Here is a 25,309-nt window from a genome sequence, read left to right on the forward strand (position 1 = left end):
ACAAATGGAAACATCTAGGGATCTAGGGGGACGTGGAAATGACGTACATGCGCCGCGCGGTTTCGGCGTTGCTTATGCTCTCGCTGCTCTGCGCGTGGGGCGCGCTGGCCGAGGGCGGCTTTACGCTGACGGTGGAGGGCGGTTCCTTGGTGGGCGGGTATTATGAGCTCAAGCAAAACGACACGCTGGGCATCACGCCGGTCAAGACCGGCGCCTGGGCGAACGCCGTGGTTGCGTATTCGAGCAGCAACGAAAATGTGGCCACCGTGCTTGAAGGCGTGGTGTTCGCCTCTGCCACCGCCACGGGCACCGCGACCATCACGGCCGCGGCGCACATCCCTTCGACCGGCGAGCGCGCCAGCGAGTCGATCAACGTGTGGGTGATTAAGGGCGCCGCGCCCGTCACGACGGTGTCGGTGCGTGGGGAAGGCGGCGCTACCTCGCTGAGCAAGGGCGGGACGCTGCAAATGATCGCCGACGTGACCCCGGCGGGCGTATCCGTCAAATGGAAGAGCAGCCGGCCGGCGGTGGCCTCGATCGACAAGGACGGCCTCGTCAAGGCGCTGGCCGCGGGCAAGACGCAGATCAGCGCGACCGCACAGGATGGAAGCGGCGCGAAGGCCATGGTGACCCTCACGATCGGAGCCTCGGCGGCCCAATCGCTCAAGCTGAGCGCCTCGCGCATGAAGCTGTACGTGGGCGGCGTGACCCGCACGCTCAAGCGCACCGGGCAACTGAGCGCCAAGGTGAAGCCCGCCGACAGTCGGCCCGCGCTGACCTGGAGCAGCAGCGCCCCCAATGTGGTCGGGGTCAAGCAGGGCAAGCTGCTGGCCAAGAAGGCGGGCAACGCCACGATCACGGCGACGACCGACGCAGGCCTCTCGGCCAGCTGCGAAGTGGTGGTCGATCGGCTGCCAACCAAGATAGGGCTGCCCAAGCGCAAGGCGGTGCAGGTGGGCAAGACGGTCAACCTGAAGGCCGAGCTCAAGATGGACGGCACGGCCGATGTGCGCTGGCGCTCGCTTAACCCCCGCATTGCCCAAGTGCAAAACGGCGTGGTGAAGGGCATACGCGCCGGCAAAGCCCGCATAGGCGTCAAGACGGTCAACGGCAAGGTCGCGGTATGCGCCATCCTCGTGACAGGCGGCAAGGGGACGGTGGGCTGGATGCCCGGAGACGTTTTGGATGCGGATGTAAACGCGCAGATCGAGCAGCTTTTTGATTGACCTTTGATTGGAGAAGTACGGGCCGCGACGTCAGCGGAAGACGTTGCGGCCCCATTTGCGCTTATGCGTCCGCATCTTCAGCCTCGGTCAGCGCGTTTGATTCCGGCTTGCTTCGGCTGGCAATCCAGTTCTTGATCTCGGTCATCACCTGGGGCGCGAGCTCGATCATGCGGTCGAGCGGCGCGTAGGGCTGCACCGGCAGCAGGCGCACCTGGCCCTCGCTCACCACGAGAAAGCCCATCGGTTGGACGGTTACGCCCGCGCTCGCGCCGCCCGCGAACGGCAGCTCGCCCTGCGCGCCCGGCTGCTGAGCCGGCTTGGGCGGGGCGTTGTTGTAGTCACCGCCGCCCGCCACGAACCCAAAGCACACCTTCGAAATGGGGATCACGGTCGAGCCGTCGCCGGCGGCGATCGGCTCGCCGATCACGGTATTGACGTCCACCATGTCGCGAATGGACTCCATCGCGGTGGTCATAATGCTTTCAATCGGCCTTCTGTCCATGTTTCAGCCTCCATGTTATCCATATCCGGGCGGCGAGCAGCGCCGCGAGGATAATATGCCCCAGCCGGACGGTTGCGATGCACAGCGCGGCCAGCTGCGCGCGCGGCGCGTCGAAAGCCGGGCGTACGCGCGCGTGCGGACTGACGAGCGACAGCGCGGCCTGCAAAAGCCCCGCGAGCAAGGCGGTCTTGCAGGCGTCGTCGAGCGCCACGCGCGCCTCCAGCCGGTCGATTGTCAAGCGCCGGTACAGGAAGCGCGCCGCCTTAAGCATATCGCGCGGCGGCGGGCCCCTTTTTTGTTTTTTTTTGTCTTCGGGGTGCGGCAGATGCAGCGGAACAGGCTTCACCCACAAGCGAGCGCGGTAAAAGACGCCCAGCCATATGAGAGGCCGGCCTTCCTGGCCCGCCCGCACCTCGACGCCCAAGCGCACCGGCACGGCGCACAGGTAGAACGCGGCGACCAGCGCCGCAACCAGGTACACAATCATGCCTGTATCGTGCCCGGCGCGCGGCAAGTTTAACCAAAATACCTTTTGCGCCATGAGCGGACGCGCTATACTGGGGGAGCAGTCTGCGCAGCCCAAGACCCGCCTCATATCATTGGCCTTGGGCTGCGCAGATTGCTCAGAGGAGGAGGGGACGTACATGCACTACGCGCTGTCGACGCTGGCCGCGGTGGCGATTTCGGTGATGATCCTGATAAACGGGGAGCTGACGCGCGCGTACGATTTGTATGCGGCGACGGTGACCATCCACGTAGTGGGGCTGGTCCTGGTCAGCGCCGCCTGCGCGCTGCGCGGCGAGAAGCTGAGCGCGGCGCGGGGACTCAAGTGGACCGCGTTCCTCGGCGGCGCGGTCGGGGTGGCCACGACGGTGTTCAACAACCAGGCGTACGGACAGATCGACGTATCGGCCATCGTGGCGCTGAACCTGGTCGGACAGGCGGGCTCGGCGCTCGCAATCGACCAGTTCGCTCTGTTCGGGATGAAGCGCGCCCCGATGAGCGCGGGCAAGGCGCTGGGGCTGCTGGGCGCCGGAGCCGGCATCGCCTACATGCTCGCGGGCACGGCGTGCTCGCCGGTGCCGGTGGGGCTGTCACTGCTGACCGGCGTGACGCTGACGCTCAACCGCTACCTGAACGCCCGGCTGGCCGCGCGCACCAGCGCGCTGGTCAGCACGTTTTATAACTATGTGGTCGGGCTGGCCGTGGCGCTCGTCGTCTGGGCGATCGCGGGTGCCGGCGGGGCCTCGGCCTGGCCCACGCGGCTGGCGTCGCCCTGGTGGATCTATTTCGGCGGCGCGATCGGCGTGCTGATCGTGCTGCAGGCCAACATCTCCACGCGGCACATCCCGGCGTTCCTGATGACGCTCACGCTGTTCATCGGCCAGCTGTTTGCCGGTGTGGCGCTCGATTGGTCGCTCGCGGGCGCGCTGTCCACGCGCAACTTGGTCGGCGGCGCATGCGTGCTGGCCGGGCTGTGCGTCAATGTGTGGATGGACATAAGGCGGGGTCGGGCGGGGTAGCTTCCCGTGTGGGCGCCGAAGGCCAAATCGGCTTTGCGGGGCAGGGGGAACCCGTTCATAAAATGGAGGCAATGCCGACAGGCAATGCCTCAGACCATTGACAAACCCAGCGCTGCTCTCTTGCACGCTGGGTTTGTCAATGGTCTGAGCGCCCGCGCGGGCGCTTTTCAGCCGGCAGATTGAACAGAGTGGACGTTGGTCTACGGCGATGAGGGGGGCGCCGGCGTGGGCTCCGCTTCCCTGAAGAGATCCGGTTGCTGGACAGCGCGCAGCAGCCCGGTGGGGCGCAGGGCCCTGGCCCTTTGATAGCGCTTGACCGCCGCGGAGGTGGCCGCGTCGTAGGCTTGATTCGGGGTGCCCTTGAAGTAGCCGAGCGCCTTGAGCCGCTCCTCAACCTTGCGCACGATCGGGCCGGTGTCGCCGGTCTTCAAATCCACCGAGAAGGCCGTGGTCTGGTCGTCGAGTGCCATTTCGGCCTGCTGCTCGGTCGTCGCGACGCCGTCCTCGGGCCAGCCCTTGGCCTTCTTGTAGGCGTTCCAGGCGGCGACGGTGGCCCCGTCGTAAAGCCCGTGCAGCTTGCCGTTGTAGAACCCGCGCTGGCGCAGCCGGCGCTGGAACGACTGGATCACGCGGCTCTTGCCCGCGCCCAGCTCGAGCACCGGCGGCGGCGGGCTGGGCGTGGGGCTGAGCGTCGGCTGCACGCTTGAGGGGCCGTTCCGCACGAGCTCGGCCTTGATCCTGTCGTGGATTTCTGCCAGCCCCGCCGCCTTCGCATTCACAATCCGTACGCGCGTGCCGCGCTTGCAGTTGTAGTTCACCCACTGCGCGTCCAGCGGCGTCAGCCGCACGCAGCCCGCGGACGCCTTGTAACCCAGCCTGTGCCACGTCTTCCATTCGAGCGACTTGTCCGTGCCGTACAGGATCGAATGGAAATAGTACGGACGCCGGATCGTGGTGGGGTAGCGCACGTAGTGCGTGCCCCACTTGTCCCAGCCGCTCGTGTAGGTGGCGGGCATCGTAAAGGTGCCGGTCGGGGTCGCATTGCCCAAGCCCGTCGAGCAGATCATATACCGCACGGGCTCGAGCGTCTGGCCGTCGTAAGCCACAGCCACCTGGTTGCCGATGTACACCGTCAGCGTGTAGGGCATGTCATAGCCTTTCGAAACGGGCGGTTCGACGCCGTAGAGATCGCGCCGGTCCGCCGCCTGCGCCGAGGCGCACAACATCAGTCCCACGAGCGCGAGCAGCCAGGAGAGTTTTTTCAAAGGCAAAGCCACCTTCCGCATAGAAGATGGCCTCAATATACCATAACTTGCCAGCGACCGCAACAGGTTCTGTGGATTCACAACCTACTCATTACAGATCGATAACGGTTCGCCTTGCCTGGCTTGCGTATGCGGCCTCGATCACGCGCTGCGCCGCGAGTGCGTCGGCGGCGCTTACCGGCACGGGTCTGCCCTTGAGGATGGCCTCGGCAAACGCGTCGAGCTGGCGGGTATACAGGTTGCCGAACTCGCCCGGCACCATGAGCCCCTGATCGTCCGCGTGGTTCTGCTCGGGGTCGTAGGCCTGTTCGCGTTCGAGCGCCAGCAGGTTGAGCGTGCCGCCGTCCACCTGGCCGATCATCGTGTCGCCCATCAGCCGCCCCTTGGTGCCGAACAGCTCGAACCGCCATTTGCTGGCGGCGTCCGGGATGTTGAAGTTGGTCTGCACGACACACTGCGCGCCGTTCTCAAGGCGCAGCAGCACGGTGGACGTATCCTCCACGTCGTAGCCGAAGGTGATCGTCTCGTTCATGGCGGCGACGCGGGTAATGCGCATGCCGGTGACGAACCCAAACAGGTCGATGACGTGCACGCCCATGTCCATCAGGCAGCCGCCGCCCGCCCGCGCTCGGTCCAGCCGCCAATTACCGCCCGGCAACCACAGCGTAAACTGGCTGTAGCCGGACACGATCTGGCCGAGCTTGCCTTCGTCGACGGCGCGCTTCATGCTTTGTACGTGGCTGGCGAAGCGCATCATGAACCCCGCGCCCACTTGCACGTTTTTCTGCGCGCAGTGGTTCAGCACGCGCTCGCCCTCCTCGCAGCTGAGCGCGATCGGTTTTTCGAGCAGGATGGGCTTTCCGTGATCGGCGGCCAGCATCGTCTGACGCGCGTGGTCGCCCACGGGCGACGCGATGTAGACGGCGTCCACGTTCGGGTCGGCCAGCAGCGCGCGCTCGTCGTCGTAGGCGCGCGGCGCGCCGTACTTTTGACGGATGGCCTCGGTACGCTCGAGGTTCGGGCCCATGACCGCGCTCAGCTCGGCGTGACGGCAGTGAAGCAGGCCCGGGATGGTGCGCCGGTCGGCGATGCCGCCCGCGCCGATGACGCCTATACGCAGCTTTTTCATAAGGGGATTCGCCTCCTCGGATCGGTATAGCAATCCACCATCATTATGACATAAGCCCGCCTGCGCGTCAATTGTTGCCGCCTAATATCCCTCCATCACCATCGCGCCCACCTTCTGATCGAGTTGCGCGAGAAACGCCCGTCGGTCCAACTGCCCATCCAGGTATCGTTGGATCAGCCTGTGCACACCTTCGTCCCCGCTGCCCTCCAGACCGCCGGCCGTGCTGTTGCGCATGACCACGATGCGCGGCGCTTGCGCACGGTAGAGGGCGGTCAGCTCCGCGTTGACCGTCCACATATGCTCGTCGGCGACCGCCCATCGCCGCTCAAGGTCGGCAAGCTGCAGCTGCAGATCGGTCTTGTCCGGCCCTTCGGCCCGCTCCGCACGCTCGCGCAGTTCGTTGATCGCCGTTTCAAAATTCCGCCTCACCTCCTCAAAGTCTGCCCTTCGCGTCGGCACCGCCTCGTCGGGCACCAGATTGAACCGGGTGTAGACATCCATCCGCCTTGCCGCGGCTTCGAGGTACGCGGCGGCGGCCTCCTTTTTCTGAGAATAGGGGTTCAGGATCATGACGTTCAGCTCCATCCCGTAGTAGGGGCCGACGCCCGGCTCCAGCGTCAGCCCGAGCGCGCGGTTGCCGTCCTCGCGAGCGGCCACAAAACCGACGTCTGTGCCAAACTTGAACAGCGCCTCGCCCTCTGAAAACGCCTCGCCGCCAAACGAGGGCGGAAACGCCGCGCGATCGACCGCCTCAAACGCCGTCAGCAGCCGGTCAAACAGCGGCGTATCGAACGACGGCACCCCGCCCAACTGATCCAGGTGCAGCGAATAGTCGTTGTAGAACGCGTAGAATAGGAGTTCGCGCCGCGTGGAGAGGTCGATGGTGTCGTCGAACAGCGCGACTTCCGGGAAATTCTCGGCGTAGGCGCGCGGCCAGTCGCTCACAAATTGCAGAAATTCGCTCCAACTGCCCGGCAGCGCCGCCTCATCCAAGCCCAACTTGGCGGCCACCGCCGGATTGTAGCTGAGCGAACCCAGGATGCTCAGGCTGACCGGCAGCGCGACCGGATGCCCGTCCCGCTCGATGCGCGCGCGCACCTGGGGCAGCATCGGCCCAATGGCGGGCGACAGCGCGTCCGCCTCGCCCAGGAACCCCCGCTCGTACAGCGCCTTGTAGGCAGGTTCGTTGACAAACAAACAATAGAGATCCACCGCGTCCGAGCGCGACAGGATATCCGTCATCACCTGCTCGTCGGAGACATACGACGAAAGCGGCTTCAGCGCAATATCCGGATGCGCCCCGGCCATCGCAGTATAGGCCTCGTCGACCTCAGAGAAATTGGCCACCACCAGTTCGGTCTTGCCCGGGAGCGCCTGTGCGTTTGCGGGCAGCGCGCATAGCGCCGCGAGCAGCATCATCATCGACAGCAACCTGTTCATAAAATACCTCCCTGCTTTGTCATCCTGTAACCCGTGCCAATCAGGCGATCGGCATCACGACCCACCACCCTTTGGAAGAATCGGGACTCTTGCGCCGCTACTGAATTTTGGTCAGTCGCCCGGCGTCCATCTCATACACCGCCAACGCGCAGACAACTCTGCATTGCCCAGGGCAGGCAATGTCATTGCAAGGAAATAGGAATATCACATATGCAAATGAAACCAGCAACATCCCGGGCATATCGCCCAATACAATACATCGCCTCCTTGCGCTCCTGGTCTGACGCTAAAATATACAGAAAAATTATTTCTGCTGTAAGTAATTAATTTATTGAAATTTTCGCGCCTTTATATTACCGCATACCTGACGGCCCGTCAAGTGTTTTGAAAAAATATATTAAAATTGGAGTATTGATGCCATTGCTGTTTACATCCATGATTACACCATAAACCGGCTGCGCAAGTTTGACGGGCGGCCATGGGCTGTGCTATGATGCGCTCGGGTGATTTGTATGGACGGGTTTTCCGCGCCGCTGCTTTCGGCGCTTGAGGATTACGCGGCTTCGGGCATGGTGCCTATGCACATGCCGGGGCACAAGCGCAACGAGGCGCTGCTCGGCGACGCGCTGCCCTGGCGGCTCGACGTCACCGAGGTTGAGGGCTTTGATAACCTGCACGGGGCCGAGGGCCTGCTGAAGGCCGCCATGGAGCGCGCGGCGCGGCTGTATGGCGTCAAGCGCAGCTTCTTTCTCGTAAACGGCTCGACTTGCGGGCTGCTCGCCGCGATTCGCGCGCTGACCGGGCGCGGCGACCGGATTCTGGTCGCGCGCGGCTGCCACCGCTCGGTCTACCACGCGATGGAGCTGAACGGGCTGCGACCTGTTTACCTGATGCCGCCGGTCGACGGGGCGTCGGGGGTGGCGGGCGGCATCGAACCCGCGTCGGTCGCCGCCGCGCTGGCGGCGCATCCGGACATCCGGCTGTGCGCGCTGACTTCGCCCACCTATGAGGGCGTGGTGTCCGACATTCGCGCGATCGCGGACATCTTGCACGCGCGGGGCGTCGCGCTGCTCGTCGACGAGGCGCACGGCGCGCACTTTCTGTCGCCCCGCTTTCCCGAGAGCGCCGCGCGACTGGGCGCGGACTGCGTCGTGCACAGCCTGCACAAGACGCTGCCCAGCCTGACGCAGACCGCGCTGCTGCACGTGCTGACCGACCGGGTCGACGCGCAGGAAATCGCGCGCCAGCTGTCGATCTTTGAGACCAGCAGCCCGTCCTACCCGCTGATGGCGTCGATCGACCGATGCGTCGGGTTGATGGCGGAGAGGGGAGAGGAACTGCTCGCGGCGTTCCGCGCGCGGACCGACCGCTTCCGCGAGCGGGTGCGGCCGATGGAGCGGCTCCGGGTGCTGGAGAAGGCCGATGTGTTTTACGCGCTCGACCCCGGCAAGATCACGCTGGTGACGCGCGGGAGCTCGACGAGCGGCTATCAGTTGATGGACGAGCTGCGCGCGCGCGGGTTCGAGCTCGAGATGGCGACGCCCGGCTACGCGCTGGCGCTGGCCACGCTCGCGGATGGGGAAGATGCGCTCGACCGCCTGGCCGGGGCGCTGCTCGAGATCGACCGGGGATTGCTGGCCGCGCCGGCCGAGCCGATTGCGCTGCCCGGCCCGCCGCGCGTCGAACTGACGATCGACGCGGCGCTCGCGCTGCCGGGCGAGACGGTGGCGGTCGAGCGAGCGGTCGGGCGGATCGCGCAGGAATACGCCTGGGTCTACCCGCCGGGCGCGCCGCTGATCGCACCGGGCGAGCGCGTGGGCGAGGAACTGCCGGGATGGATCGCGCGATTGCGCGCGCGCACAAGCTCGGGGCAGCCGGGCACGCTGCGGGTGGTGACGTGTTAAATTGTGGCCAAAACGATTGACGGAGCCAACCGGAACGGCTATCATAGTAGGGAAGTGGGCAGGCAGTCGCCTGCCGGTTTGAGCGAAGGAGATGAAAGATTATGAAGAGAATCATCAGCCTGGACACGCGCGAGCTTCCCAAGAGCCTGACGACCGGCGGCTGCGGCGAATGCCAGACCTCCTGCCAGTCCGCGTGCAAGACCTCGTGCGGCGTGGCCAACCAGCCTTGCGAGCAGGGGGATAAGTAATCCGATAAGTATATAACTCCGAGGGGCCAATTCCTCATTCTCCTCCCGGGGAATGGGGAATTGGCCCCTCGAAGTTATAGATTTGTTGCCATTTTTGGCGGAGGAACCATGATACACCAATACAAGCTCAACGGCATGAACATCGTGCTCGACGTCAACAGCGGCTCGGTACACCTGGTGGACGAGCTGGCCTACGACGCGATCGCGCTGTACGAAGAGGGCGACGAGGCCGGCGTCATAAAGACCCTGCTCGAGCGCTACGGCGATCGGCCGGGCGTTGACGAGGCGGAAATCAAGGAGACACTCAACGACATTGAGGAACTTAAAGCGGCCGGGCGGCTGTTCGCGCCCGATATCTATTGCGACATGCCCGCGCTCAAAAAGAAGGTGGGCGAGGTCAAGGCGCTGTGCCTGCATGTGGCGCACACCTGCAATCTGAGCTGCGACTACTGCTTCGCCAGCCAGGGCAAGTATCACGGCGAGCGGGCGCTGATGAGCTTTACGGTGGGCAAGCGCGCGCTCGACTTCCTGATGGACAGCTCGGGCAACAGGCGCAACCTCGAGGTGGACTTCTTCGGCGGCGAGCCGTTGATGAATTTTGACGTCGTCAAGCAGCTGGTCGCCTACGCCCGCTCGGTCGAGGGCGCGCGCGGCAAACGCTTCCGCTTTACGCTGACCACCAACGGCGTGCTGCTGGACGACGAGGTGACCGACTTCCTGAACCGCGAGATGCACAATGTGGTGCTGAGCCTCGACGGTCGGAAGGAGGTGCACGACCGGCTGCGCAAAACGGCGAACGGGCAGGGCAGCTACGATCTGGTGGTGCCCAGGTTCCGGCGGTTCGTTGAGCGGCGCGGTCAGCGCGGCTACTACATGCGCGGCACCTTCACCGCTCGAAACGTGGATTTCACCGAGGATGTTTTGCACATGGCAGACCTCGGCTTCACCCAGCTGTCGATGGAGCCGGTGGTGTGCGCGCCAGGCGAGCCCTACGCGCTGACCGAGGCCGACCTGCCGGCGCTGTGTTCGCAGTACGAGCGGCTTGCGCGGGAGATGCTGGCGCGCGAGAAGGCCGGGGTGGGTTTTACCTTCTATCACTACATCCTCGACCTCAAACACGGCCCCTGCATCCACAAGCGGGTGGCGGGCTGCGGTTCGGGCACCGAATACCTGGCGGTGACGCCCTGGGGCGACCTGTATCCCTGCCACCAGTTCGTGGGCGACCCCGCGTTCCTGATGGGCAATGTGTGGGACGGGGTGACCAATCAGGCGCTCGTGAACCGCTTCGCCGGGGTCAATGTGTTCTCGCGCGAGGCCTGCCGCACGTGTTGGGCGCGGCTCTACTGCAGCGGCGGCTGCGCCGCCAACAGCTACCACGCTTCGGGCGACATCGAGGGGCTGTACGAATACGGCTGCAAGCTGTTTAAGAAGCGCATCGAGTGCGCGATCATGATGCAGGCGGCGAAGGCGGTCCCATCCGATTGATGGCGCGGCAAATCGTGGCGAAAGTTTGACTTTGCAGGGCGGAGCGGGTAACGGTTGGCCGCGCCTCGTTGACATCGAGGCGCGGCCGTATTATGATGAAGGACAATTGGCAAATTTGTTGACGTAAGGAGACCGGAGCGTGGCAAAGCGCAGGAAAAGGGGTCGCTGGGTGTGGTTGCTGGTCGCGCTGGCCGCGATCGTGGCTTTCTTGTTCTGGCCGCGGAAGGGGGCGAACGACGCCTTCCTGAGCGCGCAGGTGCAGCGCGGCGAGATCGCCACCTGGTACAGCTTCGAGGGCAATGTGTACGCGCCGCGCGCGCAGTCGCTGCAGGCGGCGCGCGAGGCGACCGTGCGCGCCGTCTACGTGCGCGAGGGGCAAAGGGTCGGCAAGAACGACCGGCTGATGCGCCTCAGTACCGGCGAGCTGCTCAAGGCCGACATGGCGGGCGAGGTGGTGGGGCTGCATGTGGCCGAGGACGACGTGGTGGCGGCCGGCGGCGCGCTGATCGACCTGATGGACATGGATCGGCTGGAAGTTCGGATCAAGGTGGACGAGTACGACGTGCCCGCGGTCAGCGTAGGCAAGGCCGCGCTGGTCACCGTCAACGCGCTCGAGAAGGAGATCGGCTGCCGCGTCGAGTCGATGGCCAAGCAGGCTACGCAGGAGGGGCAGACCGCCTACTACCTGGCCACGCTCAGTCTGCCTGACCGGGCCGGGGTGCTGCCCGGCATGCAGGTGGAGGCGCGGTTAATCAACCGACAGGCCGAAGACGCGCTGAGGCTTCCGATGGAGGCGCTGTCGTTCACCGAGCGCAACGAACCTTTTGTCCTGGTACCCGGCCCCGAGGGCAAGGGCGCGGTGCAAAAGGCCGTCGCCGTGGGCATCAACGACGGGCTGATGGCCGAGATTACCGAGGGGCTTTCTGAGGGCGATACCGTGCTCTACCGGCCCCAGCGCGCGGTCATACCGGCCGGGGGGCCGGTGATGATGGCGGGGCCCCGGAGGATACGGCCATGACGCAGGGGCCGTTCTTCTCGATGACAGACATCGTCAAGCAATACCAGATGGGCGAAGAGCTGCAGACGATCCTCGACCACGTGGATCTGGACATGGACGAGGGTGAGTTCCTGTCGATCTTGGGCCCGTCGGGCAGCGGCAAGTCCACGATGATGAACATCATCGGCTGCCTCGACACCCCGACCAGCGGCGACTACATCCTGCGCGGGCGCTCGATCCCGAACCTCGATCAGCGGGAACTTTCCGAGATTCGCTGCCACGAGATCGGGTTCATCTTCCAGTCGTTCCAGCTGCTGCCGCGGCTGGACGCGATGAAGAACGTCGAGCTGCCGCTGGTGTACGCGGGCGTCGGCGCGCGCGAGCGCAGCAGACGCGCGCGGGCGATGCTCGAGCGGGTGGGGCTTTCCGACAAGCTGCACCACTACGCCAATCAGCTCTCGGGCGGCCAGCAGCAGCGGGTGGCGATCGCGCGCGCGCTGGCTTCAAACCCCACGCTGCTGCTGGCTGACGAGCCGACCGGCGCGCTCGACCAGAACACCGGGCGGCAGGTGATGGAGCTGTTCGGCGAGCTGAACCGCGAGGGCCGCACGATCGTGATGATTACCCACGACCTGTCGATCGCCCGGCACGCGCGCCGCGTCGTGAACATCCTGGACGGTCGATTGACGGAGGGCGCCCAATGATTCGCTGGGGCATGATCCGCGAGAGCGTGTCGATGTCGATCGGCAACATCTTCGCCAATCGGATGCGCTCGTTTTTGACGGTGCTGGGCATCGTGATCGGCGTCACCGCCATCATCGCGCTGATTACGATCGTCGAAGGCGTGACATACGAGGTCAACGCCCAGTTCGAGTCGCTGGGCGCGGGCAAGCTGAACGTGACCGTCACCGGCACCGCGCTCAAGCGGGGCTTGAACGAGGGCGACATGGAGGCGATCCGCGCGCTCGACGACGTGTCCGGCGTGTCGCCCTCGGTCAGCCTGACCAAGACGGTGCTGGCGAACGGGCGCTGGGAAGAAGACATTCCGATCGACGGGCAGGACGAGCTGTACTTCCGAAAGAGCCCCAAGCTGGTGGGCCGCGGGCGCGAGCTCAATCGGCTCGACATCGAAAGCGCGAGCCAGGTGTGCCTGATCGACGAGGTGCTGATGAAGAAGCTGTTCTTCGGCGTCGATCCGCTGGGCAGGCAGGTGTGCGTGGGGGGCCGCTGGTTCACCGTGGTGGGCATGCTGTCGTCGGACGACGCCGACGTGATGGCGCAGATGTCGATGGGCGAGGACGGGCGGCTGATCGTGCCCTACACCGCGGCGATGCAGCTCGACGGGCTGCGCGGCATCACCTCGCTCGCGGTTTACATGGGCGATACCGCCAAGAGCGAGCGCATCATCGCGCACCTCAAACAGGCGTTGACCAGCGCCTTCAACGGCAAGGACGACACCTACCGCGTGATCAACATGCAGAGCCTGCTGGACACGATGAGCACGATGACCGGCATGATGACCGGTCTGCTCGCCGGCATCGCCTCGATCGCGCTGCTGGTGGGCGGCATCGGGATCATGAACATGATGCTGGTGTCGGTGACCGAGCGCACCGCCGAGATCGGGCTGCGCAAGGCGCTGGGTGCGCAGCCCGGTCAGATCCAGCTGCAGTTTTTGATCGAGTCGTTCCTGCTGTCCACGATGGGCGGGCTGATCGGCATGGGGCTGGGGCTCGCGATCTCGTTTCTGTTCAGCCTGGCGATCGATACGCCGTTCAGGCTGTCGCCGTTCGCCGTCTTGCTGGGCGTCGGGTTTTCGGCCACGGTGGGCGTGGTGTTCGGCTGGACCCCGGCGCGCAAGGCCAGCAACCTGAACCCGATCGACGCGCTGCGGAGCGTATAAAGAATAAGCAGGAGGATGGTGTGCTCATGCGCAAAATCTGTTGGGCGATTTTGCTGTCGTTGCTGCTCGCGACGCCGGCGGGGGCCTCGCAGGCCTCTCAGGCCGCAACGGAAACCCCGGGGATCACGGTGGCCAGTTTCACCGGCAAGATCGTGGCGGGGCGGACGGTCAGCGTGACCGCGCCGTTCGGCGGCACGGTGCAGGACTTCAATTGGCGCGCCGGCGATGCGGTGAGCGCGGGCGAGGTGCTGCTGTCTCTGTCCGCCGACAAGGTGTACGCGCCGGTCGACGGTGTTGCCCGGAGCCTGCGCGTGCAGCCGGGCGACAGCTGCGAGGCGGTGCAGTCGCGCTACAGCGCGCTTGCGCTGATCGAGCCCGACAGCCGGTTCCAGGTACAGGGCAACTCGAAGAGCGCCTACGACTCGACCGCCACCAAGTACGTGCACGCGGGCGAGACGGTCTACCTGCAAGCGTCGAAAAAGAGCCGCGTCGGCGAGGGCTTCATCAGCGCCGTCAAGGGCTCAAGCTACACCGTCGAGGTGACGGGAGGCAATTTGAAGTTGGGCGACAGCGTGTCGATCTACAGAAGCGCCGACCATTCGCGCAAAACGCGCGTGGGCAAGGGTTCGGTTGCGCGGATGGACCCGGTCGCGGTGACCGGCGAGGGCAGCGTGCTGCGGGTGCATGTGAAAGAGGACGCGCAGGTCAAGAAGGGCGACCTGCTGTTCGAGACGGTGACGGGCGACCTGCTGGGCGCGCTGCCGCTGGACGAGATGGTGCGCTTCCCCGAGCGCGGCGCGATCGCGACGCTGGCCGTCGCGCCCGGCGACGTCGTGACCGAGGGCCAGGTGCTGGTCACGATGTACCCGACAGGCACGCTCGAGGCCTCGATCGCGGTCGGCGAGATGGAACTGTCCCGCGTCAAGGTGGGCGACCGGATGACGATCGCGCCCGATGCCGACGCCGACCGCAGCTACCATGGCACGGTCGCCTCGATCTCGTCGGTCTCAACGGGCCAGGACGGAGACGCCGAGTACACGGCGTATCTGACGTTTGACAACGACGACTTCGTGCGCGAGGGTATGAGCATCGTGGCGACGAAGGGACCGTAGGGGAGACCTTCGGCCGCCCGCTCCGCCCAGGTAACCGCCGATCAAATCCCACGCGCGGTGGCGGCTGCCTTTGCGCCATCCTGCGCCTGCGAAATCCTCGACGCAGCGCCGCTGCGCCTTCAGATTTTGCAAGCGCAATCTGACGAAAATTCAGCGCGCCGCCGCACGCGTGCTTTAATCAGCGCTTACCCAGGTAACCGCTGATCAAATCCCACGCGCGGAGACGGATGCTTTTCCGCCCCGGTGCGCCTGCAAAAACACTTGAATTAGCGCTGCTAGTCCCGCGGTTTTTGCAGGCACACCGGAACGAAAAATCACCTCGCCACTGCACGTGTGCTTTAATCAGCGCTTACCTAGATGACCCCCAAGTGATCGAGCAATATCTTCAGCCCGATCAGGCTCAGGATCGCGCCGCCGATGAAGCCGGCGGCGCCTTGGCATTTCGCGCCCGCCAGGCTGCCCAGCTTGACGCCCGCGGCCGAGATGGCGAAGGTGACGAGGCCGATCAGGGCGACCGCCGGGCCGACGTCCACGTTCAGGCAGGCGAACGTGACGCCCACCGCCAGCGCGTCGATGCTGGTCGCCACCGCGAGCGGAAACATCGCATGGGGATTCAGCGCGCTGTCGCCGGGCTCGTCGCCGCCGCGCAGCGCCTCGCGGATCATGCCTGCGCCCAGCGCCCCCAGCAGCACGAATGCGATCCAATGGTCGTAGGCGTGAACCAGCGCGCTGAACCGGATGCCCAGCAGGTAGCCCAGCAGGGGCATCAGCGTCTGGAACCCGCCGAACCACAGCCCCACGGTCAGCATGCCGCGCCCATCCACGCGCTTCAGCGCCAGCCCCTTGCAGATCGCCACCGCGAGCGCGTCCATCGAAACCCCCAGCGCCAGGATCAGTACCTCTGCAATGCCCATGTAATGACCCTCCCCGCAATAAAAAGACCCATGGACGGCGAAAAACGCAGTCCATGAGTCTCGTTCTTTAAGACAAGCCAGATCTTTATCAAGATCAGTATGTTGGCGTTGCCACGGCTATGCCGCGAACTACTCCCTCATGCAACAGTGAGTATATAGATCATTATACCATGCCCCTACCGATTTGTCAATACGCAGATTGCCCGCTTGACAAGGCGGAAAGGATTGGGTAGTATGGCATTGTACAAATTGTGAGGTGAACGGTATGGGTTTGCGCGGTGTGATCTTCGACCTGGACGGAGTGCTCTGCCACACCGACCGCTATCACTACCTGGCGTGGAAGGGGCTGGCGGATCGGCTCGGCATCCCCTTCGACGAGCGGGCGAACAACGCTCTGCGCGGCGTCAGCCGCATGGAGAGCCTGTCGATCGTGCTCAGCCTCGGGAATAGACAATATGCGGATGAGGAGAAGGCCGCGATGGCGGATGAAAAGAACGAGGCGTACCGAGCCTACCTGATGAACATGGGGCCGGAGGATCTGGCCCGGGACGCGGCGCAGACGCTTAGCGCGCTGCGCGCGCAGGGCCTCAGCCTCGCCGTCGGTTCGTCGAGCAAGAATACGCCGCTGATCCTTACGCGCACGGGCATCGGCCATTGGTTTGACGCGGTCGCGGACGGCAATCACATCTCGCGGTCGAAGCCCGACCCCGAGGTGTTCCTGCTCGCGGCGCGGCGGCTGGGCCTGACGCCCGAGCAATGTATCGTGGTGGAGGACGCCCGCGCGGGGATCGAGGCGGCCAAGGCCGGCGGCTTTGTGGCGGTGGGCATCGGCGAAGCCGCCGCCGATCCGAGGGCCGACCATGCAATCGACAGCCTGGGTGAGCTTGCGCCGCTCTGTACAAGATTAAAAAAGGGGGACTATCCATGAAATCGCTGACCGACGCATACGTACTTTCGAACGGGGTGCGCATCCCCTGCATCGGCTTTGGCACCTGGCAGACGCCCGACGGCGAGGTCGCGACCTCGTCGGTCAAGGCCGCGATCGACTCGGGTTATCGCCACATCGACACCGCCGCCATCTACGGCAACGAGGAGGGCGTCGGCCGCGGCATCCGCGAAAGCGGCGTCCGCCGCGAGGAACTGTTCATCACCACCAAACTGTGGAACGACAGCCACGGCTACAAGCAGGCGCTAAGGGCGTTCGACGAGTCGATGGACCGGCTGGGACTCGACTACCTCGACCTGTACTTGATCCACTGGCCCAACCCGCCCATGTTCCGCAGCCGCTGGCAGGAAGCCAACGCCGAGGCCTGGAAGGCGATGGAGGAGCTGTACGAAAAGGGCCGCATCCGCGCGATTGGCATCAGCAACTTCCGGCCGCACCACATCGAGGCGCTCGTCAAGGTCGCCAGGGTCAAGCCGATGGTCAACCAGATCCGGCTGTGCCCCGGCGAGACCCAGGACGAGGTGGCGGCCGCCAGCCGCGCGCACGGCATGCTGCTCGAAGCCTACAGCCCGCTGGGCGTGGGCCGAATCTTCGATGTGCCCCAGATGAAGGTGCTGGCTGAGAAATATGGCAAATCGGTCGCGCAAATCTGCGTGCGCTGGAGCCTCGAGCGCGGCTATCTGCCACTGCCCAAGTCCGTCACGCCCTCGCGCATCGCGGAGAACGCCCAGGTGTTCGACTTCCAGCTTGATCCGGCCGACGTCCGGATGATCGCCGAGATGAAGGGCGTGTGCGGTTACTCGGACGACCCGGACCAGACGGACTTTTAGGTAAGCGCCGATCAAATCCCACGTGCGGTGGCGGCTGCCTTTACGCCATCTTGCGCCTGCAAAATCCTCGACGTAGCGCCGCTACGCCTTCAGATTTTGCAAGCGCAATCTGACGCAAATTCAGCGCGCCACCGCACGCGTGCTTTAATCAGCGCTTACCTAGGTAACCGCCGATCAAATCCCACGTGCGGTGGCGGCTGCCTTTGCGCCATCTTGAGCCTGCAAAAGCCTTGACGTAGCGCCACGATGTCTGCGGCTTTTGCAGGCTCAATCTGACGCGCGTTCATCTCCCCTGCATAATTGTAAGCAAGAAAACAATGATAGTCTTTAGCAAAAAATAAAAGTATAATATTCTGAGAAGAGTGATTTCTCGCCAAGGTGATAGACGGGCGAATGTCGGTGCTATGCTGCTGCCATTAACCGGAAAGCGGTGTAGTACGCGCAAAATCTTATCTAAGGCAAACCCTCCGATGCGCTTGCAAAGACCTTGACGCAGCGCCGCCATGCATGCGGCTTTTGCGGGCTCGGGCTGACGCGCATTCACCGCCCCCTGCGTACACGCTCTTTGTGCGGTGTTGCCGATGAGAATTTAAAAAAACCTTGTTTTCGTGTCAGGATTGGGTCTTCTCGATACATTAATAAGTGAGGCGGTCAAGCAGCGTATGATGATGGTCAGGCGATGGGTCGGCGCACTTTTGCTGATGGAGTTATTGCTCGGCGGGCTTTCCCCTTTTGGGGTCTCGGCCGAGCCCGTTCAGACGGTCGAGCTTCATTCGGAGGACGCGCATGTCGACATCAGGGATATTTCGGCGGCGCCGGATGGGCGGCACGTCGCCGTGCTCGCGGGGGACGCCGTGCAGGTTCGCGGCGCGGACTTTGCGCCGGTCACTTCCGTCGCCTTGCCGCCCGAGGGCGCCTGGTCGGCGGTTGCGTGCGCGAACGAGGGCGTGTGGGTTTACGATGAGACCGCGCGTCGGCTGAGCGAGTACGATTTCAACGGCGCGTGGCGGCGGGATCTGCCTGCGCTGCCGGACAACGCGGGCGATGCGCGCGAGTTTGCGGTTATGGGCGGCGCCCTGATGTTTCGAGGGGGCGGGCAGGGTGAATTCGATCCGGCGAAAGCGTGGATCATCGATCCTGTGGACGACGCGCCCAGGCCGCTTTTGTTGGCCTATCCCGTCTTCGGTTATTCGGTGACGCGGGGTCGGGCGATGATGTGGTGTTTTACGGGTCAAGCGCACCGCTACATCGCGTATGATCCGTCGGGCGGCGAGGCGACGTCTGAGTATGAGATCGAGGGGAGTCCGAGCGCGTTCGCGGCGGACGAGGTCAATCGGTATTGGATCGAAGGCCGCACACTGTACCGCGCGCCTCACGGCGACGACGCTTCCCGGGCGATGGCCTGCTTCCCGGAGGGTGGCATGGACAGAAAGCTGCTCATGCTGGGGGATTCCGTGGCCGTCTGGCCGCTCGGCGGATGCGAGGTGCAGGTCGTGCCCAAGGATCACGTCGCGCCCGAAAAGGTGCTGAGGCTCGCCGGCACGGAGGCATACGACTACGAAGCGGCGGCGCGGCTTACTGAAGCCTTTCCGGAATACCGTGTGGAAATGGCGCAGAAGACCGTCCATAGCGCCGAGCCGTTTTTGACGGCGCTGATGTCCAAAGATCCCGGCGTGGATATTTTCTACGTGTCGTCCGCCGAGCAGGGCGCCCGGCAAATGATCGAAAAGGGTTTTTTTACGGATCTCACGACTTCCGAGTTGCTGCGCGAGGACGCGCGGGGCTGGTATCCGAAGATGCGCGAATTCTGTTCGCGCGACGGCAAGCTCTTCGGCTACCCCTGGGAGTGCTTCGGGCAGGCGCTCATCTGCGACGATCTGCGCCTGAAAGAGTACAAGGTTGAGCTCGACGAGGACATGACCTGGGCGCGCTTCTTCGAGGTGATTGAGCGGGCCGAGCGGCCGGATTTGCCCGTCTATCAGGCAAACGCCTATTTCCATGCGTCCGTGCTGGAAGGACAGCTGTTGTCGGAGTACTTCCTCGGCAAGCCCGTCACGCGCGAGGCCGTCCGGCAGTTTCTGGAGGCGCTTGCCTATCCGGGGGAGAACGCGCTTATCACCCGGGAATGGAGACGGCTGGACGCGCTGCCGGAGACGGTTCGGCTCGACTACATCGACGAGGCCAAGACGGGCCTTCGCGTCGCGCCCGTTCCGACGCTGACCGGGAAGGGCGAGGTGCCGGTCACCGTATGGTGGATGATCGTCAATCCCTATTCCACGCAGCGGGAGGTGGCGTTGCGCTTTATCGAGGAACACGCGAAAATGCGACAGGAGACCGGCGGCGTGGGTCAGTGGACGTTGATCGCCCCCGACCAGTTGGAGAAGTTGCGCTCGCTCGCGCAGGGGGACGACGAGCGTATCGTCGGCGAGATGGCACACTACGATCAATGGATGGATCGATTGACGGTTTGCTGGGCTTCGCCGCTCGATCAATCGGCCCAAAACATCATCGACCAGTATACGGCGGGCACGATCGAGCTTGACGAGGCGACGGACAACCTGTACGACCGGCTTCAATTGCTGATGCTGGAGCAGGGCGTTGGATAAGGCGAGGAAGAGGCGCCGGCGTCTCGAAACAGAGGCGCCGGCGCATGGCGGGGTGTTCATATGCTCAATAGCCGCAAGGGATTTGCCGCATTTCTGTCGCCCAGCTTGGCGGGGCTTATGTTGTTTTACCTCGTTCCGTTTATCGGAGGCATTTCTTTCGCGCTGGTCGAGGATGGTTATGCGGGGGCCTTTGTCGGGATTGGCCGCTTTATGGAGACGTGGGAAAATGCCGCGTTTCGCCTCGGACTCAGTAACACGCTGGGGCTCTCGCTTTTATGCGCGCCCGGAACCGTGCTGCTCGCGTTTGTCCTGGCCTGCGCATTGTGGAAATTCCCCTCCATGTCCGCGCTGCGCGTGGGCATGATGCTGCCCTATGTGTTGCCGTCCGTGTGCCTGGCCATGGTCTGGTGGGTTTTCTTTGAGGATCACGGCTTGGTCAACTGGTCGCTTGTGTCCCTGGGATTGGAGGGGCATGCCTTTTTGGCCGGCGCGGACATGCGCGTGCCGGTGGTCGTGCTATTCGCCTGGCGGAATCTGGGGTTTCTGGCGATCATCCTGCTCTCGGCGCTTCAGGCGCTGCCGACGGACTACTACGACTACGCCCATTTGGAGGGCGCGACGTTCGCGACGACCCATTTGCGCATTACGTTTCCGCTGCTTGCCCCGACCATATTGTTTGCCTTGATGCTCGCCTTTACGGGTTCGCTCAAGGTATTCAAGGACGTATACCTGATCGGGGGGAATTATCCGGATCGGTCGGTTTATACATTGCAGCACTATATGAATAACCACTTTCAAAACCTCAATTACGGTATGTTGGTCAGCGCGGCCTACATTCTGGCCGCGATCATATTTGGGGTGTTCGGGACGCTCAACGCGGTAGAGGCGCATGTCCGCCGGCGTGTTTATTGAGGCGCGCCATGATCTAGACGACGGATCAAATGAGGGCAAGAGCAAACGCGCAAAGGCGCGAGGCATGCAGGCGGGCGATGCTCAAAACCTTTGTTCGCGCGGCCTTGTTGTTTTCGATTGTTCCCATTGGGCTTACGGTTGTTTATGGATTTGAGGCGCCGAATGCAATCGGCGACTATCTTTCGCAGATCCATAGCGGTTTTGAGCTGGTCGGCTTTCCGTATCGGCTGTTGCCCCAATCGGCCGGCCTGTCACAGTATGGAGCCTTGCTGCTTGATCGGATTGAGTTCGTCAGGTTTTATCTGAATTCCATCGGATACGCCCTGGCGATTGCCGCGGGCCAGGTGGTCATCGGCGCTATGGCGGCATACGCGTTGACTTGTTTTCGATTCCGCATTTCGAATTGGATATTCGGGCTCTATATCCTGCTCATGATCCTGCCGTTTCAAGTGACCATGGTGCCCAATTTCATCATGCTGAGCAGGCTGCGCTTAATTGATACGGCGTATGCGCTGACACTTCCCGGGCTTTTCGCGCCGTTTTCGGTCTTCCTGTTCAGACAGTACATGACTACGCTGCCGAGCGCGCTGATCGAGGCCGGCACCATCGACGGGGCTCATTCCGGTCACATATTCGGGCTGATCATTTTGCCGATATGCAAACCCGCCGTGTGCGCGTGCGCAATGCTTGGCTTGTCGGAAAGCTGGAATATGCTGGAGCAGCCGTTGGTTCTTTTGAAAAGCGCCAGGCTGTATCCATTGTCTCTGGCCCTGGTGGATGGCGGGTATGTGGACGCAAGCGTGCAATTTGCGGCGGCAACGCTGTACATGCTGCCCATGCTGTTGTTCTTCCTCTATTTCCAACAGGACATTGTGACGGGCATTCAAATCGCGGATTTGAAGTAGGGGGAATTCCCATGCGGTATAAAAAGGCGGCCTTGTACGGGTTCGGACTCCTGGGCATATTGCTGGCGGCCAGCCTGTTTTTCGCGCAAACCTGGATGAACATGCGCTCCGCGAAGGTGCTGGTAGCATCCCCCGTAAAGGGTACGATTACCAAGCGCTACGACATAAAGGGCATTCTGGATTTTTATCCAAAGGGCGAAGTTGTATTGCACGATGCGGCAAAATACCCCATTACAATCGACGAGGTGTTTGTCGGCGCGGGGCATGCGGTGACCAAGGGGGAGCGCCTGTTTTCCGCCAGCGTGGATCATTCCTTTGCGCGAGACTGCGATCAGATTACGGAAGCATTGCGGGCCGCGCGCGCGGCGCTCTCGCAATTGGAGTTTGACGGCGTACAGTCAAAGGTGAACCCAAACGCAACCCAGGCCGAGGAGGCGATCAACGATATCGAACTCAAAGCCCGGGCGTTTGAGCTGCGGCTGCGCATCATGGATCTTGCGGATAAGAAGGACGCTTCCTTGCCCGAAGATTGCGCATTGTGGCGCGGCGCGGCGACGCGAGATCCGGAACTGGACGGATTGCTCGCGAAATGGCAAGAGACATGCGATGCGCTGGCCGAGCGCGATAGAAGCGCAAAGAAGCGCTATGGCAGGATAAAGGCGAAAGATTATCGCTATTGCCTCGAGCGCTTTCGGATGGTGCGGGAAATTGAGCGGTTGGAGAAGGAGGCGCTTCGACTTGCGAGGCTCAGGCAAGCGCTCACATGTGTGCGAGCGGACGAGGACGGCGTCTTGCTGTCGACGGCGGTTCAAAAAGGCCGGCGCTACAATGGAGAAACGCCCCTTTACACATGGGCAAAAAAGCCGGTTCCCGCCGTATTGACGCCCGTGAACGCGCGGAACCTGAATGCCATGAGCATTGGAAGCCCATGCGCCTTTCAGCTGGGGGATCTCGATCTGAGCGGCGTCGTGGCGGAATTTGCGCGCCTGGATGTGAAAGGCGAGCATATGCCATGCGCGGTCATACAGCTTGAAAGCGGGAAAGCTTTATCGCTGGAGGACTTTCAACGTATGGCCGGTCAGCAGATTTCGGGTGAATTCTCCTGGGAAAGCGACGTATACGATTGCCTGGTGCCGACCAGCTGTATCGTGACGCGGAGCGGGGGGCAATACCTCTACGTCATTGGGCGCGTACAGGGGGCGTGGGGGGATGAAATGCGCATCAGCGAGCAGAAAGTTACGGTGGTCATGTACAACGATCAATACGCGGCGCTTGCAAAACCCTTGCCCATGGGGACGCAATTGGCGGACAAGTGGGATAGGCCGCTGGCAAGTGGGATGAGGGTGATAAAACTCTTATGAACCACGAAAAGGGATCGGGCCGCCCCATCGTTTCGGTCGGGTTGGCCGCGGTGCTGCTGGGCGTCATGGGATTGCTTGGCCTTTTGACGGCAAAGGTTTTTGACCCGGGCGTACCGTTTGTCGCCATCGGGCCGCCGTCGGAGCAGTTCCGGGCCGACGCTTTGGCGTGTATACGGGACGTTTCTCTGGAGGCGGAGGCGCTGGCCGATCGTTGGACGCTGCATACGGCGGCGAAGACCACGATAGAAGGCGAAACCATGGATGTGTTCGGCATTGATGAGCGGTACTTTTCCTGCTATGGCGCTCAAATCATCGAGGGCCGGACGTTTTTAACGCGGGATATTGAGGACGCGGAATTTGTCGCGGTTCTCAGCGAGTCGGCGTCGTTTTCTTTGCTGCGCATCGTTTATGGCGTGGGGCAACGCGTCGTGCTGGGCGATCACAGCTACCGCGTCGTTGGCGTGGTCGCGGATGATCGGGCGGTGGGGGCCAACGCGCACCGCATCTACATTCCTTTGACGATTGCGGCCGCGCAGCCACATGACGCCGTGTCGCTCAGCGCATGCCCGAAACCGGCCGCGCGCCAAGCCGGCGCGGCACTTTTGTCCATTGCCCGGGTCGCGATACCCGGCGCGCGCGCCTACGCGCTCGAAAGGGAAAGGGCGTGCGCCCTGCTGCCCGTTCTGTTGCTCGTGTCGGGGCTGGCTTTCTCTCTTTGCGTTCAATTGACCCGTGCGGCCATGCGGGGCATGAAGGATATGGGGGTATGGGTCAAAGGACAACTGAGATATCGCTATTGGGATCAGATGCTGGGACGGCTCATGCTGCGCTTGCTGATTGTCCTGGGCCTGGCCGCGAGCGCGCTCCTGGGATATGCCGCGTTGGCGCACGGCTTATCCAAACTCTGGCTGTTGTTCCCGGAGTGGATACCGGCGGATACCGAGTCCGCCTTGTCCCATCTGCTGATGGAGAATGCCCGCTCCGGCACGCCTGTGTTGTACATTCCGCCCGCCATGCACAGGCTTAGAATTTTGGGAGAGGGGATACGCTGGACGAGCTTTATCCTGCTGGCCTTGGGCGTTTGCCCGCGTATGACGTCGGCGTTTTGCCGCGTGGGGCATGTCTGCTCAACCCCGTCCGCGTGGGGAGGTCAGGTAGAAAATCACAGCGCGTTTTGAGAAGGCAATCGGGCACAAAGCCCCTCGCCTGCCAAACGCCAAATCAGTCGGCGCCCGCCCAATTCGCACCCTTGCGATATTCTGCCGGCGTCATCCCCGTATATTTCTTGAACACCTGGATGAAGTAGCTCTGGGAGCAGAACTGATAGAAACCGGCGATGTCGGTCAGCGAGCTATTGGTATAGCGCAGGAAGTGTCGGGCTTCCTCCACGCGCCTGCGCTGTATGTAGCGGCTGACCGCCTCGCCGGTGTCCTTTTTGAATTGGCGGGACAGGTGCGCCGGGTGAACGAAACCGGCCCTGGCGATGACATTAAGCTCGAGCTCCTCGGACAGGTGGCCGTCGATGTAGCGGATCGCCTGCCGGGTGACCGGGCTCATCTTACCCAAGACCTGCGCCTCCACCAGGTCGATGAACCGCATGGCGATGGCCTGCTCCAGCGCCTCGAGCGTGCGCGGATCACTCTGCGCCTCGAGCGCCTGGATGCAGGCGTCGCTCAGCGTGAACGCGTCGTCGTCCGACGCGCCCCCGGCGATCGCGGCGCGTGCGAACAACGCAACGCTGCCGATCAGCGAGTTCTTGAGCGAGCGCAGCGGGTCCTCGGCCAGCGTGGCGCGGCTTTGCGCGTTGATCTCGCCCAGCACCCGCACGCTGCCGGCCCGGTCGCCGCCGGCGATTGCGCGCACCAACTGCTGCTCGAGCGAGTAGGGAGGATGGGTGAACAAGGCCTGCTTATTGTGGCGGTTGTTCTCGAACAGCCGCTTTTCGATGTCCAATTGTTCGTCATATCCCCGCTTCACGACGACATCCCCTCCGGCGAATTGCGCCCCCATTTACAGATGCTTTGATTTTATCACAAATGCTGTGATATTGGTAGATTAAATCTTGGTCATTTGGTATGCTTAGCGTATCGGCTTAATGTGCAGG

22 protein-coding genes are annotated in these 25,309 nt (G+C 63.2%); 15 read left to right on the forward strand and 7 right to left on the reverse strand.

Annotated features, from left to right (window positions below; genetic code table 11):
• Positions 1–38: 38 nt before the first annotated feature.
• Positions 39–1,226, forward strand: coding sequence for an Ig-like domain-containing protein (locus ACH6CV_RS03840; protein ID WP_456356846.1), 1,188 nt, complete (start codon positions 39–41; stop codon positions 1,224–1,226).
• A gap of 61 nt (positions 1,227–1,287) precedes the next feature.
• On the opposite strand, the gene ytfJ is transcribed toward ACH6CV_RS03840, so the two are convergent.
• The gene (gene ytfJ, locus ACH6CV_RS03845; protein WP_456356847.1) at positions 1,288–1,728 is read right to left on the reverse strand and encodes a GerW family sporulation protein; all 441 of its coding nucleotides are present in this window, start codon (positions 1,726–1,728) and stop codon (positions 1,288–1,290) included.
• On the reverse strand, positions 1,709–2,215 hold the full coding sequence (locus tag ACH6CV_RS03850; RefSeq protein ID WP_456356848.1) for a hypothetical protein: 507 nt from the start codon (positions 2,213–2,215) through the stop codon (positions 1,709–1,711). The genes ytfJ and ACH6CV_RS03850 overlap by 20 nt, the downstream gene beginning before the upstream one ends.
• 157 nt (positions 2,216–2,372) lie before the next feature.
• On the opposite strand from ACH6CV_RS03850, the gene ACH6CV_RS03855 reads away from it, so the two are divergent.
• The gene (locus ACH6CV_RS03855; RefSeq protein ID WP_456356849.1) at positions 2,373–3,251 is read left to right on the forward strand and encodes a DMT family transporter; all 879 of its coding nucleotides are present in this window, start codon (positions 2,373–2,375) and stop codon (positions 3,249–3,251) included.
• Positions 3,252–3,451: 200 nt separating this feature from the next.
• Here ACH6CV_RS03855 and ACH6CV_RS03860 read toward each other — a convergent pair whose 3' ends face one another.
• The 3 genes from ACH6CV_RS03860 to ACH6CV_RS03870 form a co-directional block, all read right to left on the reverse strand.
• On the reverse strand, positions 3,452–4,516 hold the full coding sequence (locus ACH6CV_RS03860; protein ID WP_456356850.1) for a L,D-transpeptidase family protein: 1,065 nt from the start codon (positions 4,514–4,516) through the stop codon (positions 3,452–3,454).
• A gap of 91 nt (positions 4,517–4,607) precedes the next feature.
• Entirely contained in the window at positions 4,608–5,645 is a 1,038-nt protein-coding gene (locus ACH6CV_RS03865; protein ID WP_456356851.1) for a Gfo/Idh/MocA family protein, read from the reverse strand.
• An 81-nt stretch (positions 5,646–5,726) separates the two neighbouring features.
• Complete coding sequence (locus tag ACH6CV_RS03870; RefSeq protein WP_456356852.1) at positions 5,727–7,085, reverse strand: hypothetical protein; 1,359 nt, start codon at positions 7,083–7,085, stop codon at positions 5,727–5,729.
• A gap of 512 nt (positions 7,086–7,597) precedes the next feature.
• On the opposite strand from ACH6CV_RS03870, the gene ACH6CV_RS03875 reads away from it, so the two are divergent.
• The 7 genes from ACH6CV_RS03875 (at position 7,598) to ACH6CV_RS03905 (ending at position 14,731) form a co-directional block, all read left to right on the forward strand.
• Positions 7,598–8,989, forward strand: a complete 1,392-nt coding sequence (locus ACH6CV_RS03875) for an aminotransferase class I/II-fold pyridoxal phosphate-dependent enzyme (RefSeq protein ID WP_456356853.1) — start codon at positions 7,598–7,600, stop codon at positions 8,987–8,989.
• A gap of 101 nt (positions 8,990–9,090) precedes the next feature.
• Positions 9,091–9,237 (forward strand): six-cysteine ranthipeptide SCIFF, encoded by a 147-nt coding sequence (gene scfA, locus ACH6CV_RS03880; protein WP_456356854.1) that lies wholly within the window; start codon positions 9,091–9,093, stop codon positions 9,235–9,237.
• A 108-nt stretch (positions 9,238–9,345) separates the two neighbouring features.
• The gene (gene scfB, locus ACH6CV_RS03885; protein WP_456356855.1) at positions 9,346–10,722 is read left to right on the forward strand and encodes a thioether cross-link-forming SCIFF peptide maturase; all 1,377 of its coding nucleotides are present in this window, start codon (positions 9,346–9,348) and stop codon (positions 10,720–10,722) included.
• A 139-nt stretch (positions 10,723–10,861) separates the two neighbouring features.
• Positions 10,862–11,740 (forward strand): efflux RND transporter periplasmic adaptor subunit, encoded by an 879-nt coding sequence (locus ACH6CV_RS03890; protein ID WP_456356856.1) that lies wholly within the window; start codon positions 10,862–10,864, stop codon positions 11,738–11,740.
• Positions 11,737–12,423: an ABC transporter ATP-binding protein gene (locus ACH6CV_RS03895; protein WP_456356857.1), complete on the forward strand. Its 687-nt coding sequence runs from the start codon at positions 11,737–11,739 to the stop codon at positions 12,421–12,423. The genes ACH6CV_RS03890 and ACH6CV_RS03895 overlap by 4 nt, the downstream gene beginning before the upstream one ends.
• Positions 12,420–13,619, forward strand: a complete 1,200-nt coding sequence (locus ACH6CV_RS03900) for an ABC transporter permease (protein WP_456356858.1) — start codon at positions 12,420–12,422, stop codon at positions 13,617–13,619. The genes ACH6CV_RS03895 and ACH6CV_RS03900 overlap by 4 nt, the downstream gene beginning before the upstream one ends.
• Positions 13,620–13,645: 26 nt before the next feature.
• Positions 13,646–14,731, forward strand: a complete 1,086-nt coding sequence (locus ACH6CV_RS03905) for an HlyD family efflux transporter periplasmic adaptor subunit (RefSeq protein ID WP_456356859.1) — start codon at positions 13,646–13,648, stop codon at positions 14,729–14,731.
• A gap of 353 nt (positions 14,732–15,084) precedes the next feature.
• Here ACH6CV_RS03905 and ACH6CV_RS03910 read toward each other — a convergent pair whose 3' ends face one another.
• On the reverse strand, positions 15,085–15,645 hold the full coding sequence (locus ACH6CV_RS03910; protein WP_456356860.1) for a manganese efflux pump MntP: 561 nt from the start codon (positions 15,643–15,645) through the stop codon (positions 15,085–15,087).
• 265 nt (positions 15,646–15,910) lie between these two features.
• On the opposite strand from ACH6CV_RS03910, the gene pgmB reads away from it, so the two are divergent.
• The 6 genes from pgmB to ACH6CV_RS03940 all read left to right on the forward strand — a co-directional run bounded on the left by pgmB (position 15,911) and on the right by ACH6CV_RS03940 (position 24,383).
• Positions 15,911–16,573: a beta-phosphoglucomutase gene (gene pgmB, locus ACH6CV_RS03915; protein WP_456356861.1), complete on the forward strand. Its 663-nt coding sequence runs from the start codon at positions 15,911–15,913 to the stop codon at positions 16,571–16,573.
• Positions 16,570–17,421, forward strand: a complete 852-nt coding sequence (locus ACH6CV_RS03920; RefSeq protein ID WP_456356862.1) for an aldo/keto reductase — start codon at positions 16,570–16,572, stop codon at positions 17,419–17,421. Before pgmB ends, ACH6CV_RS03920 begins: the two co-directional genes overlap by 4 nt.
• A 662-nt stretch (positions 17,422–18,083) precedes the next feature.
• Positions 18,084–20,027, forward strand: a complete 1,944-nt coding sequence (locus tag ACH6CV_RS03925) for a hypothetical protein (RefSeq protein ID WP_456356863.1) — start codon at positions 18,084–18,086, stop codon at positions 20,025–20,027.
• A 210-nt stretch (positions 20,028–20,237) separates the two neighbouring features.
• The gene (locus tag ACH6CV_RS03930) at positions 20,238–20,939 is read left to right on the forward strand and encodes a carbohydrate ABC transporter permease (RefSeq protein ID WP_456356864.1); all 702 of its coding nucleotides are present in this window, start codon (positions 20,238–20,240) and stop codon (positions 20,937–20,939) included.
• Positions 20,940–21,016: 77 nt separating this feature from the next.
• Entirely contained in the window at positions 21,017–21,844 is an 828-nt protein-coding gene (locus ACH6CV_RS03935) for a carbohydrate ABC transporter permease (protein WP_456356865.1), read from the forward strand.
• A gap of 1,357 nt (positions 21,845–23,201) precedes the next feature.
• Positions 23,202–24,383, forward strand: coding sequence for an ABC transporter permease (locus tag ACH6CV_RS03940; protein WP_456356866.1), 1,182 nt, complete (start codon positions 23,202–23,204; stop codon positions 24,381–24,383).
• A 43-nt stretch (positions 24,384–24,426) separates the two neighbouring features.
• Here ACH6CV_RS03940 and ACH6CV_RS03945 read toward each other — a convergent pair whose 3' ends face one another.
• Complete coding sequence (locus ACH6CV_RS03945; RefSeq protein WP_456356867.1) at positions 24,427–25,182, reverse strand: helix-turn-helix transcriptional regulator; 756 nt, start codon at positions 25,180–25,182, stop codon at positions 24,427–24,429.
• Positions 25,183–25,309 lie beyond the last annotated feature (127 nt).

Origin of the sequence: Anaerozeibacter quisquiliarum (assembly GCF_051162045.1) — a bacterium.
Lineage (GTDB): Bacteria > Bacillota > Clostridia > Christensenellales > Aristaeellaceae > Anaerozeibacter > Anaerozeibacter quisquiliarum.